This window comes from Neobacillus sp. DHD-1R, assembly GCF_057747995.1.
Window position 1 is genome coordinate 2,265,971 of sequence record NZ_CM173232.1, and the last position, 16,765, is coordinate 2,282,735.

Sequence of the window (16,765 nt, forward strand, 5' to 3'; positions counted from 1 at the left end):
AACCTAAAATTTTTGCCATTCCATTATTTTATCATGTGATGATGTGTAAATTAAAGTGTTTAGGTGACCATTTAAAAAGGCAGCACTAGGAAAAAACTGATCAAGCCGTTTTAATGGAAAGTTTACAAAATTCTTATTACCACTTTACTCAGTCTTAATGTTAGTTTTGTAAGGTTATAGAGAAGAGCAATGCTAATTGAAGAGGAGCGAAGTGAAATGAAGAAATTTGTCGTACCAGTTCTTGCAGCATCGTTAACTATGACATCTTTAAATGCAGCTATGGCTGCACCGAAGGAATCTCCGAAAATTAAATCAATCGAGTTTTATGGAATGAATGCACCGAAGACTGACCAAGAAAAAAATGACTTAATGTATTCGAAGGCATCTGTTGAGGTTACATACAATAACGGGAGCAAGAAAACTGTTCCACTAAGCTACGAAACTTTGTTTAGACCTGGTGATTTAATAAATGGAAAAGTTGCTGGAGTGACCACCAATGCAGCGGGTGAAATCCAAACAAGGGCCAATGGTACACCATATGTTTCATCAGCTCCAGACATGAATAGTCTTATGAAGGTTCCTGGTCTTCCTGAAAATACTTATTATTTAATCAGTCATTATGAATCAATGCCTAAAAATGAGAATGGTCTTGAAAATCCGGGAACCATGAGCTTAAGTACTGTTGAGATGGATCCTGCCACGGGCAAATTGACTGTTATTGATATTAAGCCAATTGACTTTTCTGAGGTAAATGGGATTTGGAAGCCTTGTGCTGGCTTATTAACTCCATGGAATACACATCTTGGATCAGAGGAAACCGATCCCGATGCAAGAGCCCATGAATTGAATCCTGCTTCTTCAGCAGTTACTAAGTTTATGCGGAATTATTATAACAATCCAAATTTAATAGGAAATCCCTACTATTATGGACATGTACCGGAAGTAACCGTTAAGGCAGATGGGTTTACTAGTGTTGTTAAACATTATAGCATGGGCAGAATGGCATTCGAACGCGTAAAGGTCATGCCAGATAACAAAACGGTTATTTATGGGGTGGACAGCAACCCTGGCGGATTATTTATGTATGTAGCAGATAAAGAGAAAGATTTATCAGCAGGTACGTTATATGCCGCCAAATGGGTGCAGACTGGAACTGAAAAAGGCGGTTCAGCCAATTTTGAATGGATTAAGCTTGGTCATTCTACAGATAAAGAAATTCAGAAGTTAGCAGACATAACAAATTTCAGTGATATCTTTGACGTAACCGACGACGCCGTTAAAGGGAAAAATGATGGTTATACCCCAATCAAAACAGCAGCTAACGGTAAAAAAGTAGAATGGGTTAAAGTGAAACCAGGAATGGACAAAGCGGCAGCATTCCTAGAGACACATCGTTATGCGGCATACCTTGGTGCAACAGTAGAATTTAATAAGATGGAAGGTCTTGATTTTAACGAAAAAGAAAATAAAGCCTACTTAGCCATCTCCTATCAAGAAGGGACGATGTTACCTGAACCAACAGCTCCCGTAGATGATATCCAATTACCGAAGATTAGTGCAGGAGGAATATACGAAGTCTCCTTCAAACCCAATCGGAAAACGAAAGATGGACAAAAGATAAACAGCCATTATGTACCTGTCAACATGTCTGGTTATTTAATGGGTGAGGATTTGACTGCTCCTGACGCTGATGGAAACACAGCCAACGTTGATAAAATTGCAAATCCTGATAATGTAATCTATTCACCAAAAATGAAAACACTATTTATCGCGGAGGATTCCGGTCTCCATGCAAATAATTACACATGGGCATACAATGTAGAGACTAAGAAACTTTCACGAATTCTCTCCGTACCTGGAGGCGGGGAATCGACTGGCTTACAGATGGTGGAGAACCTTGATGGCCATGCCTACCTCATGAACAGTTCGCAAAATCCGGGATATGTGGGGTATCTTTCGGGACTTCCCTCACTAGGTGAGGAAAAAAATAATAAATAGGATACTTTTCCTCTAAGTGGTCTTGTTTTATACAGGACTGCTTTTTTTTGTAACTATAAAAAAGAGAAAGCACCATATTAATACTTGCTTTCTCTTTTCGACCTTTTGTCGCTAATCATTGCTACTTTCTTCGCGATCGTGTTCAACCTTATGTTCCTCAGGACTAAAACCAAATGGTCCTCTCGCCATGTGCTCTACCCGAAAGATAGCTACGATAACTTCAATTCTTACGGCTAGTAACCTCGGGCGGATTCGACCACGGCTTTCTATAACAAGAACATCCGTACCAACATCGAGCAGTTTTCCTGTAAAAGTTCCTTGAAGAGTTACAACCTCTACTTCCTTATTTAACAGCTCATGGGCAATTTGATGAAAATTTATCTCTGTCATAAACATCATCCTCCTTCACATTACAGTAAATGCAATTTATTGAAATTGGTATCGGTTTTTTTAAAAAAAATTTTTGGAAAATCAGTCCAAATTCTCGTTAAATTAGACTAATGACCTATTGAAAAAACGGTATTAACAAGAATTTTTAAAAAATTGTATTTTTTTATTTACATAAAACCTATTGGTATGGTAGGATTAATTCCATAAAATCAGTTAATCACTTATCAAGAGTGGCTTAGGGACTGGCCCAACGATGCCCGGCAACCTGCACAGCAAGGTGCCAATTCCAGCAAAATGTGAAGTCATTTTGGGAGATAAGGTGTTCACCATACTAGTGGTAACACCTTTCCGAAGGGGAAAGGTGTTTTTTGTGGAATGGGTGCTGAGCGTTACATTGATGAATGATGCTCATGCTAATGATCCGAAAGGAGGCGAATCAAGCTGAACACTGATGAGAAGGAAGAACTCCTTGCCCATATTGAGAAAATGATGGAATCACTGAAATTTGGTTCGATCACACTAGTTGTCCAGGACGGCAAGATTGTCCAAATTGAGAAAAACGAAAAGGTTCGTCTTCAACCAAATAAAAATCGCTGACTAGAGAAACTAGAGGCGGTCTTCACTTTACAAGAGTGGAAGACTGTCTTTTTTAATGGAAAAAAGGAGGCATATGACCATGAATTCTGCAATAACCTATCAAAATTGGCAACAAATATCAGATACATTCCCTATTGAGGATGAAACCAAAGGGGCACGTTCCGTTTTAGAATGGGCTTACAATTCCTATCCTGAAGAGCAGATCGTCTATTCATCAAGTTTTGGGGCAGAGGCGATTGTGTTAATCGATCTAATCGCACAGGTAAAACCAGATGCCCATATTGTTTTTTTAGACACTGGACTGCACTTTCCAGAAACATACGAGGTGATTGATAAAATAGAAGCCCGTTTCCCAACGCTCCGAATCGAGCGGAAACTGCCAAAGGTTAGTCTCGATGAACAAGCGGCAGAATATGGCTCAGCTTTATGGAAAAGGGATCCGAACCAGTGCTGCCATATTCGCAAGGTCATACCATTAAGAGAAACGTTAACGGCTAAACAAGCGTGGATATCCGGTCTTCGCCGAGAACAGTCACCGACAAGAGCCAACACTGAATTCATCAATAAGGATGAAAAATTCGAGAATATTAAAATTTGCCCATTGATTCATTGGACATGGGATGAGGTTTGGGACTATATCAAGAAAAAAGATCTTCCATACAACACCCTGCATGATCATAATTATCCAAGCATCGGCTGTTTCCCTTGTACACAACCTGTTGGGGACGATGGGGATTCACGAGCAGGACGCTGGGTAGGAAGCGGCAAGACGGAGTGTGGTCTACACACCCGTTAATGGAGGCTAAAGGAGGGTATTATCTTTGCTCACAATTATTGCAGTAAGTATTGGTTTATTTTTTGCCATAAATATTGGTGCCAGCGGTGCTGCGGCCTCGATGGGCATCGCTTATGGAGCAGGAGTTGTAAAAAAACGATTTGCCCTGCTCCTGTGCAGTATCGCTGTATTCTTTGGCGCATGGCTTGGCGGGGGAGAAGTGGTTAAAACAATTGGGAGCGGGATTGTACCAAACAGTACCTTTACCATCCCAATTGCCTTAATTGTGTTAGCTTCAGCGGCATTATCCTTATTTTTAGCCAACATCTTCGGAATTCCGCTATCAACTAGTGAAGTGGCAGTAGGTTCCGTCATTGGGGCAGGGATTGTTTACCAATCTGTTTTTGTAAGCAAAATAGTCTGGATCATGTTTTTTTGGCTGCTTACCCCATTCGCGGCATTTATCATCGCCATCTTAGCTTCTTATTTATTAAAAAATAAACGGCTAAAAAAATGGATGGCAGCGCCGAAAGCCGTTCCGTTCTTGTCTGCGCTTGTCGTATTTATGGGATTATTTGAGGCCTTTTCAGCCGGCATGAACAATGTTGCGAATGCAGTTGGTCCATTGGTGGGAGCCAACATTCTCTCAACTGGAGATGGGATCTTCTGGGGTGGCTTATTCGTGGCAGGCGGGGCGCTGCTGCTCGGGCATCGCGTCCTTGAAACAAATGGTAAGAAAATAACGACACTTAAACTGGAAGAGGGCTGTGTGATTTCAGGGACGGGTGCAACCATTGTAACTATAGCATCCGTGTTTGGGATTCCTGTCCCGTTAACACAAATCACCACCTCCTCCATTATCGGTATGGGCTTTGCCAAGCAGGGGAAGTCGGTACTGAAAAAAGGGATTGTTGTTCAATTACTTACCGTTTGGATTGTGTCGCCTGTTTTATCAATGGTGTTATCCTATACACTCATTCAATTGATCATTGAACATAATTTCTACCCTATTATTGCAATGGTTGGAGGACTCATTTCTGTCTTCGGTGTTCTTTCCTTAATGAAAAGGCAGAAGCCAACGATAACCGCGAACCCAGAGGTTGTGAAAGAGTAAATATTAGGTTGTGAGATAATGAAAGTTGGTGTCTCACCTTAAGTGTTGATTATCCGCCAGTAACACCTAATTCAGTATTGTTCTTAATTTATATAATAGAAGGGACTAGATTATACATGTCATTTTTACCAGCACCTCATGGAGGGAAACTTATCCAAGCATTTAACCCTGATTATGATTTAACACAAATTGAAAAAGAACTTGAAATTGATGCCATCGCTTTAAGCGATCTCGAATTAATCGGAGTAGGGCTGTTTAGTCCATTAACGGGTTTTCTCGGAAAAGCCGATTATGAATCTGTTGTTAGCAACATGCGTCTTGCAGATCAAACCATTTGGTCGATTCCTGTTACATTGCCTGTTTCCTACGCAACAGCCGTATCTCTTAATGAGGGCGAAGAAATCAAGTTAGTTTTTCAAGGAGAGGTTTATGGTGTCATAAAGGTCTCTGAATGGTATGAGCCGGACCTAGACAAAGAAGCCATTGAAGTGTATAAAACACAAGAGCTTGCTCACCCAGGCGTAAAGCGGCTTTATGAAAGAGGGCCTGTATATGTAGCCGGTGAAGTAACCTTGGTCAAAAAACCAGAAAAAGGAGTATTTTCCGATGTCTGGCTTGAGCCAAAAGAAACACGGGCATTATTTGAAGAAAAGGGCTGGAAAACCGTTGTCGGTTTCCAAACCAGAAACCCGATTCACCGGGCTCATGAATATATTCAAAAAGCCGCTTTGGAAATAGTCGATGGACTATTTGTTAACCCACTTGTTGGGGAAACCAAGTCTGACGATATCCCTGCTGATGTTCGTTTAAAAAGCTACCGTGTTTTACTAGAAAACTATTATCCTGAAGAAAGAGTCCAGCTTGGTGTATATCCTGCCGCAATGCGGTACGCAGGTCCAAGAGAAGCGATTTTTCATGCGATCGCTCGAAAAAACTTTGGCTGCACCCATTTCATCGTCGGCCGCGATCACGCAGGTGTCGGCAATTACTATGGGACATACGATGCACAGCACATTTTCAGCGAGTTTCCTGAAGGGGAACTTGGCATTAAACCATTGTTCTTTGAACATAGCTTCTATTGCACGAAATGTGAAGGCATGGCTTCAGATAAAACTTGCCCGCACAGCAAAGAAGACCGGGTGATCCTTTCAGGTACAAAGGTTAGAGAAATGTTGCGTGCTGGCGTTCTACCTCCTTCTACCTTCAGTCGTAAAGAGGTAGTAGAAGTGTTGATTGAAGGAATGAAAGAAAGCGCAACGGTTTAAGGAGGAGAAGAAAATGTCAAAAGCAACGAATATTACATGGCACTCAACAACCATTACGAAAACAGATCGTCGTGCTCAATATGGGCATGGCAGCTGTGTACTCTGGTTTACCGGCCTCTCTGGTTCTGGTAAATCGACGATTGCCAATGCAGTGTCTAGCGAATTGTACCGCCAGGGAATCAATGAATATGTACTGGATGGAGATAATATTCGTCACGGTTTGAACCGTGACCTTGGCTTTTCCGATTATGATCGGACTGAAAATATCAGGAGGATTGGTGAAGTCGCTAAACTATTTGTCGATAGCGGTGCAGTTGTAACCACTGCGTTTATTTCCCCATTCCGTTCCGACCGTGACCAGGTTCGTGAATTGTTTGAAGATGGAGAGTTTATCGAAGTATTCATCGACTGCCCGCTTGAGCAATGTGAGCTTCGCGATCCAAAGCAGCTTTATGCTAAAGCACGTCGTGGTGAGATAAAGGATTTTACCGGGATTGATTCTCCCTACGAGGCACCCGAACGTCCGGAAATCACGATTCGTTCCGACCTTTTCACGGTAGAGGAAGCAGTAGGACAAATTTTTCAATACTTGCAAGAAAAGAATATAATCTAGTTGAGAAAGGATGATTAGCCATGGTTGGCAAGGTTTTTTTAGTAGGTGCGGGTCCTGGAGATCCAGAATTAATTACCGTTAAAGGATTACGTTGCCTGCAACAAGCTGATGTCATCCTCTATGATCGGCTAGTAAATCCTGAACTGCTGCAGCATGCAAAAGAAGGGGCACAGCTTGTATACTGTGGCAAGCTCCCCCACTATCATACGATGAAACAGGAAACGATTAATCACTTTTTGGTGAAATATGCTAAAAAGGGAAATCAGGTAGTCCGTTTAAAGGGTGGAGATCCGTTTGTGTTCGGACGCGGCGGTGAAGAGGCCGAGGAATGTGCAAAGCACGATATACCGTTTGAAATTGTTCCCGGTATTACGGCCGGGATTGCAGCCTCCGCCTATGCTGGAATACCAGTCACGCATAGGAGCTTAAGCAGAAGCTTTGCGTTTATTACTGGACACCAAGCCGGGGATGTGGCGGCCGAGCATCAATGGTACCATCTGGCTAATGCAGTTGATACGATTTGTATCTATATGGGGGTATCCCATCTTTCAACGATAACCAAACAACTTATCCAACACGGCAAATCATCGCAAACGCCGATTGCTCTTATCCAATGGGGGACATTAGGCGATCAACAAACCGTGGCAGGTACCCTTGAGACCATTGAAGAACGTGTGAAGGAGGCGGGTCTTTCTAATCCAAGCATGATTGTGATTGGCGAGGTCGTCCACCTTCATAAAAAACTAAACTGGTTCCAAGAAGAAATTGTTCCCAATTTGCCAGTTGTCCATGGATAAAGGCAGAAAGGAGACGTTTGAATGAAAGCCATTTTATATATTGGCCATGGTACCCGTTCGAAAAAAGGAGCAGATGAGGCCAAAGCCTTTATTGAGCGAGTGATGGGCCGGCTGGATGTCCCGATTCAAGAAATCAGTTTTCTAGAATTGTCGACTCCATCTATTGAGGAAGGCTTTGAGAGGTGTGTAGCAAGAGGGGCGACGCATATCACGGTTGTCCCGCTGTTCTTGTTGGCAGCCGGCCACATTAAACAAGATATCCCTTTGGTGCTTTCGGCATTACAGGCAAGATTTCCTGATATTCAAATTTCAGTTAAGGATCCTTTCGGAGTGCAAGGCGGCATTCTTGATGCAATTGCGGGAGTGGTTAGGGACACTGTTGGTCCTTTACGAAGTGAGGATCGAATCCTAATTGTTGGAAGGGGAAGCAGTGACCCTGGAATCCAAGCCGCTTTCGAACTGATTGCTAGTGGCATTACGAATCGGCTTGGCATTGAAGAGGTCTCCGTTTGCTACATGGCTGCAGCGGAACCAAGACTGCAAGAGGGTTTCAATCGCCTGATGGAAAGGGTCGAGGGTACAGCAATAGTGGTTCCATACTTGTTATTTTCCGGTTTACTTACTGCTGAAATTGCTCATGAGGTGCTTAAGTGGCAAAAGCAAGGCTATACGATTCATAATCTTGGGCCATTGAGCGGCCATCGAGTGATTGAGGAAATTGTTATGGAGCGCGCGACGAACTAGGATGCTGTTATTAACCTAGTCTAGGAAACAATTGTGCCCGTGACGTACTCCAAATGAGTACTGACGGTCACAAAAAAGAATTATTGTTCCCGTGAAGCCGAATAAAAGTAGACTGACGGTCACAAAAAAATATTATTGTTCCCGTGAAGCCGATTAAAAGTAGACTAACAGTCACAAAAAAAGATAATGATGACCATCCGACTCAAAAAAAGAGCGTGACAGTCACTATCAAAGGTTTACAGTGCCCGAACCATCCTAAAAAGAACAAAACTAGGCACTATACCGAACCAATTATACCGAAATCCCATAAAAATGAAAAAAAGGTATCTTAATAAAATTTCTAGTTGTCCGAAACACGAATTAATGGCATGCTAGATTAATAGTGAGAACATTCTCATTCATTTCAAAAATGACATTATATGTTAATTACTTTTATCCCTTGTGAGGTGGTATTGTTTGCAACTTCAGGTATTGAACAGTCCGTTTACTCAGGAGCAAGTTGAGCTCCTTAACAAAATTCTGCCTACCCTGACAGAATCACAAAAAGTATGGCTTAGCGGCTATCTTGCTGGTTCATTGGGAACCGCAGCAGAACCAATAGCACAGCTGCCTACTCAGAAAATTTCTAAAGAAATAACCATTCTCTATGGTTCTCAAACAGGAAATGCCCAGGGTCTGGCAAAGAAATCAGCCAAGACACTAGAATCGAACGGTTTCCAGGTAACACTGTCATCCATGGATGATTTTAAACCGAATAACCTAAAGAAAATTCAAAACCTTCTTATTATCGTAAGTACCCATGGCGAAGGCGAACCGCCGGATCGTGCGATTACGTTCCATGAGTTTCTTTTTGGAAAGCGAGCGCCTAAACTAGTCGACCTGAATTTTTCCGTGTTAGCGTTGGGGGACAGCTCGTATGAGTTTTTCTGTCAGACAGGAAAAGAAATGGATGCACGGTTAGAAGAACTGGGCGGCACACGCCTCTATCCACGCTTTGACTGCGATGTTGACTACGATGAGCCGGCAGCAGAATGGCTTGAAGGAGTCCTTGGCAGCATTAGCGAAGTTCCAAGTGGAAATTCAACACCGGCACAAACAGCAGCCCAGCCAGCTGTCGATTCAGCATATTCTAGGACTAATCCTTTTAAAGCAGAAGTGCTTGAAAATATTAATCTAAACGGCAGAGGTTCAAATAAAGAAACACATCACCTCGAAATTTCGCTAGAGGGTTCGGGACTCGCCTATGAGCCTGGAGACAGCCTTGGAGTCTATCCGGAAAACGATCCGGCTTTAGTTGACTTTCTCATTGAGGAAATGAAATGGAACCCTGAGGAACTAGTTACGGTTAAACAGGGCGATGTTCGTCCGCTAAGAGACGCACTTTTATCCTTTTATGAAATTACGGTTCTAACAAAACCACTTCTTCAGAAGCTGGTACAGCTATCAGAAAATAACAAGTTACAGGAACTTCTTTCTGCAGGTAACGAACAACAATTAAAAGCCTACATCGAAGGACGGGATTTACTTGATTTAGTTCGTGACTTTACGCCTTGGATGGGGGCGGCTCAAGAGTTTATCAGCAGCTTGCGAAAAATTCCTTCCCGTCTATACTCAATTTCCAGCAGCTTATCTGCCAATCCAGAGGAAGTCCATCTGACAATCGGAGCTGTCCGCTATGAGGCGCACGGACGCACCCGGAATGGTGTCTGCTCGATTTTAGCGGCTGAACGGCTAAACCCGGGGGATATCTTGAACGTCTACGTTCAACACAATGAGAACTTTAAATTACCTCAAACCCCGGAAACACCAATCATTATGATTGGACCTGGAACAGGTGTTGCTCCATTTCGTGCTTTTATGCAGGAACGTGAAGATGCAGGAAGTCAAACAGGTAAATCATGGTTATTCTTTGGTGACCAGCACTTTGTAACTGATTTCTTATACCAAACTGAATGGCAAAAATGGCTGAAAAATGGAACGTTGACAAAAATGGATGTTGCTTTTTCACGTGACACAAAGGAAAAAGTATACGTACAGCACCGTTTACAGGAACACAGTAATGAAGTGTTCCAGTGGCTTCAAGAAGGAGCAGCCCTATATATTTGTGGCGATGAGAAACACATGGCACATGACGTCCATCAAGCTCTCGTTGAAATTATTGAAAAAGAAGGCAATTTAAGCCGAGAAGATGCAGAAGCATATCTTGCCGATATGCAACAGCAAAAACGTTACCAGCGAGATGTATATTGATTTTGGATGGAAAGGAGTTTTTCAACATGGTAAACCCAATTTTAAAAGCACCCGATGGACCACCAAGTGATGTTGAGGAAATAAAAGCAAGAAGCAATTATTTACGCGGGACACTGAAGGAAGTGATGCTGGAGCGGATTAGCGCTGGAATTCCAGAAGACGATAACCGTTTAATGAAACATCACGGCAGCTATTTGCAGGATGACCGGGATCTCCGCAATGAGCGGCAAAAGCAAAAACTAGAACCAGCTTACCAATTCATGTTACGTGTCCGCTTACCAGGCGGTGTAGCTGCACCAAACCAATGGCTAGTCATGGATGAGCTGGCTGATAAATACGGCAATGGCACATTAAAACTTACCACTCGCGAAACATTCCAAATGCATGGCATTTTAAAATGGAATATGAAATCGACCATTCAGGAAATAAATGGAGCGCTTATGGACACAATTGCTGCGTGCGGCGATGTCAATCGTAATGTGATGTGTGCCTCGAATCCTTATCAATCGGAGCTTCATGCTGAAGTATATGAATGGTCAAAAAAATTAAGTGATGATTTGTTACCCCGGACTAGAGCGTATTATGAGGTTTGGCTCGATGAAGAAAAAGTGGCCGGTTCTCCTGAAGTGGAAGAAGTAGAGCCAATGTATGGTCCAACTTATTTGCCACGGAAGTTCAAGATAGGGATTGCTGTTCCACCATCCAATGATATAGATGTTTTTTCACAAGATCTTGGATTTATTGCGATTGTGGAGGACGACAAGCTAATCGGTTTTAACGTTGCCATTGGCGGCGGTATGGGCATGACACACGGGGATACAGCGACATATCCGCAGCTCGCAAAGGTGATCGGCTTCTGTAAACCTGATCAGTTGTATGATATTGCGGAAAAAACCATTACAATCCAACGTGATTATGGAAACCGCTCTGTCCGCAAAAATGCCCGCTTCAAATATACCGTGGATAGACTAGGTCTTGAAAATGTGAAGGCAGAGCTGGAAAATCGCCTTGGCTGGAGCCTGGCAGAAGCGAAGCCGTTTCATTTTGACGATAACGGCGATCGTTATGGATGGGTGAAAGGTATTCAAGGAAAGTGGCATTTTACGCTGTTTATCGAAGGCGGCCGGATTGCCGATTTTGAAAATTACCAGTTAAAGACGGGCTTACGTGAAATCGCGAAAATTCATACAGGAGATTTTCATTTAACAGGCAACCAAAACGTCATTATTGCTAATGTATCCAGCCAGAAAAAGAAAAAAATCAACGATTTGATTGAAAAATACGGTTTAACTGACGGACAGCATTACTCGGCGCTTCGCCGCAGCTCGATGGCCTGTGTGGCCCTCCCGACATGTGGTTTGGCGATGGCAGAAGCAGAACGTTATTTACCAAGTCTCATTACCAAAATTGAGAAAATTGTTGATGAAAACGGCCTCCGTGACAAAGAAATTACGATCCGAATGACTGGCTGCCCAAATGGATGTGCACGGCATGCCCTTGGAGAAATTGGGTTTATCGGCAAAGCGCCAGGTAAGTATAATATGTATCTTGGAGCAGCCCATGATGGCAGCCGCTTAAGCAAAATGCACCGCGAAAATATCGGTGAAGACGAAATTTTAAAAGAATTAAGCGTCATTATTCCACGCTATGCAAAAGAACGCCAGGAAGGCGAACACTTCGGTGACTTTGTCATTCGTGCAGAGATTGTCAAAGCCACAACAGATGGGACCAATTTTCATAATTAATGCATTTGGAAAAGAGACAGCCTTGACTGTCTCTTTTTTTGTATATCCAAACCAGGCTTCTTATTTTATTAAATAATTTCTACTTAATTTTGGTGTAATGATCGTAAAACACCCTAAAAAGTCGTTCATCTCCACTACGATCTGGATGCAGGGCTTTGAGTAATTTTTTATATTCTTTCTTGATCATTTCTTTGCCAGCATCTGCTTCTAATCCTAATAATAAAGGAAAGGGCAGGGGTGGAGAATCAGTCAGTGCATATTCCGCTTTTAACATTCTTTTTAATCCGCGGACTTTGGTTTGTTCAATGCGAACGATGCTTTTTAATTCCTCGTTTTCCTCTTTTAACTTCTGATTGTCATAAAACGTTTTTTCCCATTGTTGATAATCAATGCCAAAGTGTTTGCTCTTTTTTTCAATCTGCTTTTCTAAAATAAATGCTGCCAAATCAATCGGGTAGATGGAGTAGTCTATGTTCAACTTTTTAGTCCGTTTCGCTTTCATTTTTCCTTCTAGAATCCATCGTATGACCGTTTCTTCATTAGCTGCTATGCCTTGGTCATTAAGTAATTCTGTAACTTCCTTAACATTCAACATGTAATCATCTCATTCTTCATCACGTAGTTACTTCCTTTTTAAGCTAAAATTAATGTAACATACGGAAAACCACAATTGTTTTACTAAATGATATAATTTTGATTAAAAGTTCTTTGCAACATTTTTCTTTTTCAAATGTTATGAATGTATTATGATAAATAAATACTAAGGTTTACCATCGAAGTGATTACATTGGGGGATAAATAGATTGGGAAAAGGATTACGAAAGAAGATTTTATTATTTGGTTCGTTTGTTATATTATTGGGGTTAATTTTGTTTAATGGTTTTCATGCAACTGGAGTCTCATCCAAGAGTACTAATGGTCAACATATTACGATTTATCTGGCAGGGGACTCAACCGTTTCTAATTACCCGAAATCTTTGTCACCCCGTTCAGGCTGGGGACAGGAGCTTACACATATGTTTGATAAACGAATTATGGTGATCAATGAAGCCAAGCGGGGGAGAAGTTCGAAAAGCTTTATAGAAGAAGGCAGATTGAAAAGGATCCTTTCAACGATTAACAAGGGCGATTACCTGTTTATTCAATTCGGGCACAATGATGAAAAAATACTAGACCCGAAGAGGTATACGAACCCTTCTACAACTTATAAACAATACTTAACTCAGTATATTGATGGGGCAAGAGAAAAAGGGGCGATCCCTATCTTGGTTACACCTGTGGAAAGATACCGTTTTACAGAGGATGGCAAAGCATTGCAAACACATGGCGGTTATCCTGCAGCCATGAAAGAGCTGGCCAAGGAGAAACATGTTCCAGTCATTGATTTGGCTGCAAAAAGTGAGAAAAGGTTCAAGCAGCTCGGGCCAGACAAAACAAGGAACCTGTTCCTGTGGCTGAAAGCTGGGGAAGCTCGCAATTATCCTAATGGAGTAATGGACAGTACTCATTTTCAGAAGAAGGGTGCCAAAGAGATGGCAAAATTGGTGATTGAGGGAATCGACGAACTTAATCTACCGCTTAAAGAACATATTTTAAAAAAACATCGCTAAAATAAAAAGGGGACTGCCCATCGATACTGATGAGCAGTCCCTTACTATTATATTTTAACGATGATTCTTCCTCGTGCTTGTCCTTTAAGTAAGGTAGGGAGGACGTCAGGCAATTGCGCTAGTTTGACCTCTTCTTGAATAAGTGCTTCTAAATTTGCAGGCTTGAAATCGGCAGCTAACCTGTCCCAAATTTTCAATCGAGTCTCCATTGGACAGTAAACTGAGTCAATGCCTAATAAATTTACGCCTCTTAGGATGAATGGGAATACCGATGTTGGCAGCTTTGTCCCGGCGGTTAGTCCACTGGCAGCTACTGAGCCTCCATAATGTATTTGGCTTAATAGGGAGGCAAGTGGTTCACCGCCAACCGGATCGACGGCTGCTGCCCACTTTTGTTTGCCTAATGCTCTAATTTTTCCATCATATACTTCCTCACGTGACACAATGGCAGCGGCACCGAGCTTTTTCAAGTATTCATGCTCAGATTCTTTGCCTGTACTTGCTTCAACGGTAAAGCCGAGTGTAGAGAGAATGGAGACAGCAAAGCTGCCAACTCCTCCAGTTGCTCCGGTTACAAGCACTTTACCTTTTTCAGGGGATACATTATTTTCTACAAGGCGTTGAATGGATAATGCTGCAGTAAAGCCGGCCGTACCGATAATCATTGCTTCTTTTAATGTTAACCCTTTCGGCAGTGGAACAATCCATTTTGCTGGAATACGGGCAAACTCGCTGTAACCTCCGAAATGGGATACCCCGATTTCATAGCTGGTGGCAATGACCTCGTCACCTTCCTGATAGCGGTCGTCTGCTGACGAAACTACGACACCGGCTAAATCAATGCCCGGAACAAATGGATAGGTGTTAACGATGTTGCCATTAGGGATACTGGCAAGACTATCTTTATAATTAATACTCGAGTAGTTGACCCGAATTAACACTTCGCCTTCTGGTAAATCGGAAAGTGTTAGCTTTTGAACTTCAACAGAAAAGTGCTCATCCTGCTTATTCACTACAAGTGCATTAAACGATTGCGTCATGGATCTAACTCCTTTGGATTTTCATAAATTTATATAACTAAACTAAATAATAAATCTAGTTTAACACTATTTTCTACATGCAAACTGCTCATTTTGTGAAAATAATCCGAAATAGCTAGTTAAGGGAGAAAATGCATAAATCAAGTTTAAAGATAGCAACAAGTGGAAGAACTTTCACAATAGCTTTTTAGCAAAAATTAACTAGCATATCTCGATGAAGTTCACTGGTTAATTAAACATATTTGGAATATAATTAAGGTATAATGCATTATTTACTTGGGGGTTAACTTATGAGCATAAAACTAAATAAATATAATTTTTTTCAACGGCTTGGACGTGCTTTTAAGTTAAACTTTTTGAAACTTCTGCGTTCCCCCGGAGGAGCTAAAAAGGTATCATTGGGTTTTGCGCTTGGCTTTGGCATGGAAATGCTGGTGATTTCCTCAGCATCCCTTATCTATATATTGTTTGTTCCGATTGTGAAGGTAGCTAAAGGGTCTTTACCGGCTTCGATAATTGGAAATGTTATTGGAAAATTATCTCTTCTCCCTGTAATTCTACTTCCATTTGCGAGAAAAATCGGAAAACTTATCTTTCCAATGAAAGTCAGAATCGGTCATAATACATCCTTTTCTTTTAAAGGCTTACTGCATGGTGATTTCCATAGTCTTGTCGGGATTATCCATGGTGGTTTCCATGCTTTAATAGGAATGACTATTTTTGGTATTCTTCTTAGCATCATATCTTACTTTGTCGTTCATTATTTATACGAAAAAGAAAGAACCAATCGACTAAAAAGAAGACGCCGTAAAAATGAAATCCGTATAAATAGTATAAATAAAAATTATATTTAAATTTGTAAACGTTCGCACGATTAGACTTACAAAAAACTCAGTTAAAACGAATGAGTTCCTTGGTTTTAAACTGAGTTTTTTCTATATTGATGCTTAAATTGAAAAATCATTTGCTCCGATATGGCAGTGTAGCCGGCAGAATTAGGATGGACACCATCGGGTGATAAGTTTTGCAAATGATCCCCATTAATGACCTTCGTCGTTTCAATGACCATCGACGCAGGTAAACTGTTAGCGACCTCATAAATATTCAAGTTCCATTTTGGCAGCATTTTATCCGCAATCGAATATAATTGATCCTCGGGCGAAAGGGGATTATACAATTCCAGTAAAACAATCGTCGCCTTAGGATTTAACATCGATACTTTGGCTGTAATGTCTGAGAGGTTCTTCGTAAAGTTGGATTGCAATTGATCGTAGGTCTGAAATACCGTTTGAAAATCTACCCCTTTAGCTGTGCTGAGGATATCATTTCCGCCTACATTAATGGTGACAATATCCGCTTGTTTGATAGAATCGTCAAAACGTCCTTCCTGAATGAGTTCATTTAATTCGCTACTTGTAATGCCAATAATCCCTTGATTTTCAAGCTCCACTTTTTTAGCAGATTGTGCACCTAGCTTGATGGAAAATTGTGAGACAAAATTCTCTGTCTCCCCAGCCCCAACTCCACGAATAATTGAGTCACCTAAGGCTAAATGATGAATCGTTTCTGCTTTTGAATTTCGAAAATAATTGAGATAAGACACTTTATTAGTATTCGGGCTCGCTTTAACCGTGTGTTTTTTCATCTGGTATAGTTGGTAATGAGGATAATAAACCCATGCAGCAGTACCAAATCCAATGATCAACACCAAAATAAAAAGATATTTAATATATTTCATACTCTTCACTCCTGATATTTTCCATTATATCAAGGTTAATTGGAGAAATATGTAGGAGTTGATTTCCAATCATACAGGTATTTATGAAA

General features: G+C 41.4%; 16 protein-coding genes and 1 riboswitch. Of the genes, 12 read left to right on the forward strand and 4 right to left on the reverse strand.

Annotated elements, in window-relative coordinates:
* Positions 1-216: 216 nt before the first annotated feature.
* The gene (locus tag AC3ANL_RS10930; protein ID WP_488329234.1) at positions 217-1,998 is read left to right on the forward strand and encodes a PhoX family protein; all 1,782 of its coding nucleotides are present in this window, start codon (positions 217-219) and stop codon (positions 1,996-1,998) included.
* A gap of 111 nt (positions 1,999-2,109) precedes the next feature.
* On the opposite strand, the gene AC3ANL_RS10935 is transcribed toward AC3ANL_RS10930, so the two are convergent.
* A complete protein-coding gene (locus AC3ANL_RS10935; protein ID WP_488329235.1) occupies positions 2,110-2,388 on the reverse strand; it encodes a hypothetical protein in 279 nt (92 codons plus the stop codon).
* A 218-nt stretch (positions 2,389-2,606) separates the two neighbouring features.
* A riboswitch (SAM riboswitch) is annotated at positions 2,607-2,709 on the forward strand.
* Positions 2,710-2,874: 165 nt separating this feature from the next.
* On the opposite strand from AC3ANL_RS10935, the gene AC3ANL_RS10940 reads away from it, so the two are divergent.
* The 9 genes from AC3ANL_RS10940 (at position 2,875) to cysI (ending at position 12,288) form a co-directional block, all read left to right on the forward strand.
* The gene (locus AC3ANL_RS10940; RefSeq protein WP_488329236.1) at positions 2,875-2,985 is read left to right on the forward strand and encodes a YezD family protein; all 111 of its coding nucleotides are present in this window, start codon (positions 2,875-2,877) and stop codon (positions 2,983-2,985) included.
* Between the two features lie 79 nt (positions 2,986-3,064).
* Positions 3,065-3,781: a phosphoadenylyl-sulfate reductase gene (locus AC3ANL_RS10945; protein ID WP_488329237.1), complete on the forward strand. Its 717-nt coding sequence runs from the start codon at positions 3,065-3,067 to the stop codon at positions 3,779-3,781.
* Positions 3,782-3,806: 25 nt separating this feature from the next.
* Positions 3,807-4,874: a sulfate permease gene (gene cysP, locus AC3ANL_RS10950; RefSeq protein ID WP_488329238.1), complete on the forward strand. Its 1,068-nt coding sequence runs from the start codon at positions 3,807-3,809 to the stop codon at positions 4,872-4,874.
* Positions 4,875-4,990: 116 nt separating this feature from the next.
* Positions 4,991-6,139 carry a sulfate adenylyltransferase gene (gene sat, locus AC3ANL_RS10955; RefSeq protein ID WP_488329239.1) on the forward strand — a complete coding sequence of 383 codons (1,149 nt, stop codon included), beginning with the start codon at positions 4,991-4,993 and terminating at the stop codon, positions 6,137-6,139.
* 13 nt (positions 6,140-6,152) lie between these two features.
* Complete coding sequence (gene cysC, locus AC3ANL_RS10960) at positions 6,153-6,752, forward strand: adenylyl-sulfate kinase (protein ID WP_488329240.1); 600 nt, start codon at positions 6,153-6,155, stop codon at positions 6,750-6,752.
* A gap of 20 nt (positions 6,753-6,772) precedes the next feature.
* Positions 6,773-7,549, forward strand: coding sequence for a uroporphyrinogen-III C-methyltransferase (cobA, locus tag AC3ANL_RS10965; protein WP_488329241.1), 777 nt, complete (start codon positions 6,773-6,775; stop codon positions 7,547-7,549).
* Between the two features lie 21 nt (positions 7,550-7,570).
* Positions 7,571-8,293: a sirohydrochlorin chelatase gene (locus AC3ANL_RS10970; protein ID WP_488329242.1), complete on the forward strand. Its 723-nt coding sequence runs from the start codon at positions 7,571-7,573 to the stop codon at positions 8,291-8,293.
* 456 nt (positions 8,294-8,749) lie between these two features.
* Positions 8,750-10,543 carry an assimilatory sulfite reductase (NADPH) flavoprotein subunit gene (locus tag AC3ANL_RS10975; protein WP_488329243.1) on the forward strand — a complete coding sequence of 598 codons (1,794 nt, stop codon included), beginning with the start codon at positions 8,750-8,752 and terminating at the stop codon, positions 10,541-10,543.
* 26 nt (positions 10,544-10,569) lie between these two features.
* Positions 10,570-12,288, forward strand: a complete 1,719-nt coding sequence (gene cysI, locus AC3ANL_RS10980; RefSeq protein WP_488329244.1) for an assimilatory sulfite reductase (NADPH) hemoprotein subunit — start codon at positions 10,570-10,572, stop codon at positions 12,286-12,288.
* 79 nt (positions 12,289-12,367) lie between these two features.
* Here the strand turns inward: cysI and AC3ANL_RS10985 are convergent, their stop codons facing one another.
* Positions 12,368-12,883: a DnaJ domain-containing protein gene (locus AC3ANL_RS10985; protein WP_488329245.1), complete on the reverse strand. Its 516-nt coding sequence runs from the start codon at positions 12,881-12,883 to the stop codon at positions 12,368-12,370.
* A 208-nt stretch (positions 12,884-13,091) separates the two neighbouring features.
* Here AC3ANL_RS10985 and AC3ANL_RS10990 point away from each other — a divergent pair, with 208 nt between their 5' ends.
* On the forward strand, positions 13,092-13,898 hold the full coding sequence (locus AC3ANL_RS10990) for a rhamnogalacturonan acetylesterase (RefSeq protein ID WP_488329246.1): 807 nt from the start codon (positions 13,092-13,094) through the stop codon (positions 13,896-13,898).
* Positions 13,899-13,945: 47 nt separating this feature from the next.
* Here AC3ANL_RS10990 and AC3ANL_RS10995 read toward each other — a convergent pair whose 3' ends face one another.
* Complete coding sequence (locus AC3ANL_RS10995; protein ID WP_488329247.1) at positions 13,946-14,938, reverse strand: NADPH:quinone oxidoreductase family protein; 993 nt, start codon at positions 14,936-14,938, stop codon at positions 13,946-13,948.
* A 290-nt stretch (positions 14,939-15,228) separates the two neighbouring features.
* Here AC3ANL_RS10995 and AC3ANL_RS11000 point away from each other — a divergent pair, with 290 nt between their 5' ends.
* Complete coding sequence (locus AC3ANL_RS11000; protein WP_488329248.1) at positions 15,229-15,792, forward strand: DUF2062 domain-containing protein; 564 nt, start codon at positions 15,229-15,231, stop codon at positions 15,790-15,792.
* A gap of 65 nt (positions 15,793-15,857) precedes the next feature.
* Here the strand turns inward: AC3ANL_RS11000 and AC3ANL_RS11005 are convergent, their stop codons facing one another.
* A complete protein-coding gene (locus AC3ANL_RS11005; RefSeq protein ID WP_488329249.1) occupies positions 15,858-16,676 on the reverse strand; it encodes a GDSL-type esterase/lipase family protein in 819 nt (272 codons plus the stop codon).
* Positions 16,677-16,765 lie beyond the last annotated feature (89 nt).

Coding starts and splice junctions, on each gene's coding strand:
- AC3ANL_RS10930 (WP_488329234.1), top strand. CDS start 217: ATGAAGAAATTTGTCGTACCAGTTCTTGCAGCATCGTTAACTATGACA.
- AC3ANL_RS10935 (WP_488329235.1), bottom strand. CDS start 2,388: ATGACAGAGATAAATTTTCATCAAATTGCCCATGAGCTGTTAAATAAG.
- AC3ANL_RS10940 (WP_488329236.1), top strand. CDS start 2,875: ATGATGGAATCACTGAAATTTGGTTCGATCACACTAGTTGTCCAGGAC.
- AC3ANL_RS10945 (WP_488329237.1), top strand. CDS start 3,065: ATGAATTCTGCAATAACCTATCAAAATTGGCAACAAATATCAGATACA.
- sat (WP_488329239.1), top strand. CDS start 4,991: ATGTCATTTTTACCAGCACCTCATGGAGGGAAACTTATCCAAGCATTT.
- cysC (WP_488329240.1), top strand. CDS start 6,153: ATGTCAAAAGCAACGAATATTACATGGCACTCAACAACCATTACGAAA.
- cobA (WP_488329241.1), top strand. CDS start 6,773: ATGGTTGGCAAGGTTTTTTTAGTAGGTGCGGGTCCTGGAGATCCAGAA.
- AC3ANL_RS10970 (WP_488329242.1), top strand. CDS start 7,571: ATGAAAGCCATTTTATATATTGGCCATGGTACCCGTTCGAAAAAAGGA.
- cysI (WP_488329244.1), top strand. CDS start 10,570: ATGGTAAACCCAATTTTAAAAGCACCCGATGGACCACCAAGTGATGTT.
- AC3ANL_RS10985 (WP_488329245.1), bottom strand. CDS start 12,883: ATGTTGAATGTTAAGGAAGTTACAGAATTACTTAATGACCAAGGCATA.
- AC3ANL_RS10995 (WP_488329247.1), bottom strand. CDS start 14,938: ATGACGCAATCGTTTAATGCACTTGTAGTGAATAAGCAGGATGAGCAC.
- AC3ANL_RS11000 (WP_488329248.1), top strand. CDS start 15,229: ATGAGCATAAAACTAAATAAATATAATTTTTTTCAACGGCTTGGACGT.
- AC3ANL_RS11005 (WP_488329249.1), bottom strand. CDS start 16,676: ATGAAATATATTAAATATCTTTTTATTTTGGTGTTGATCATTGGATTT.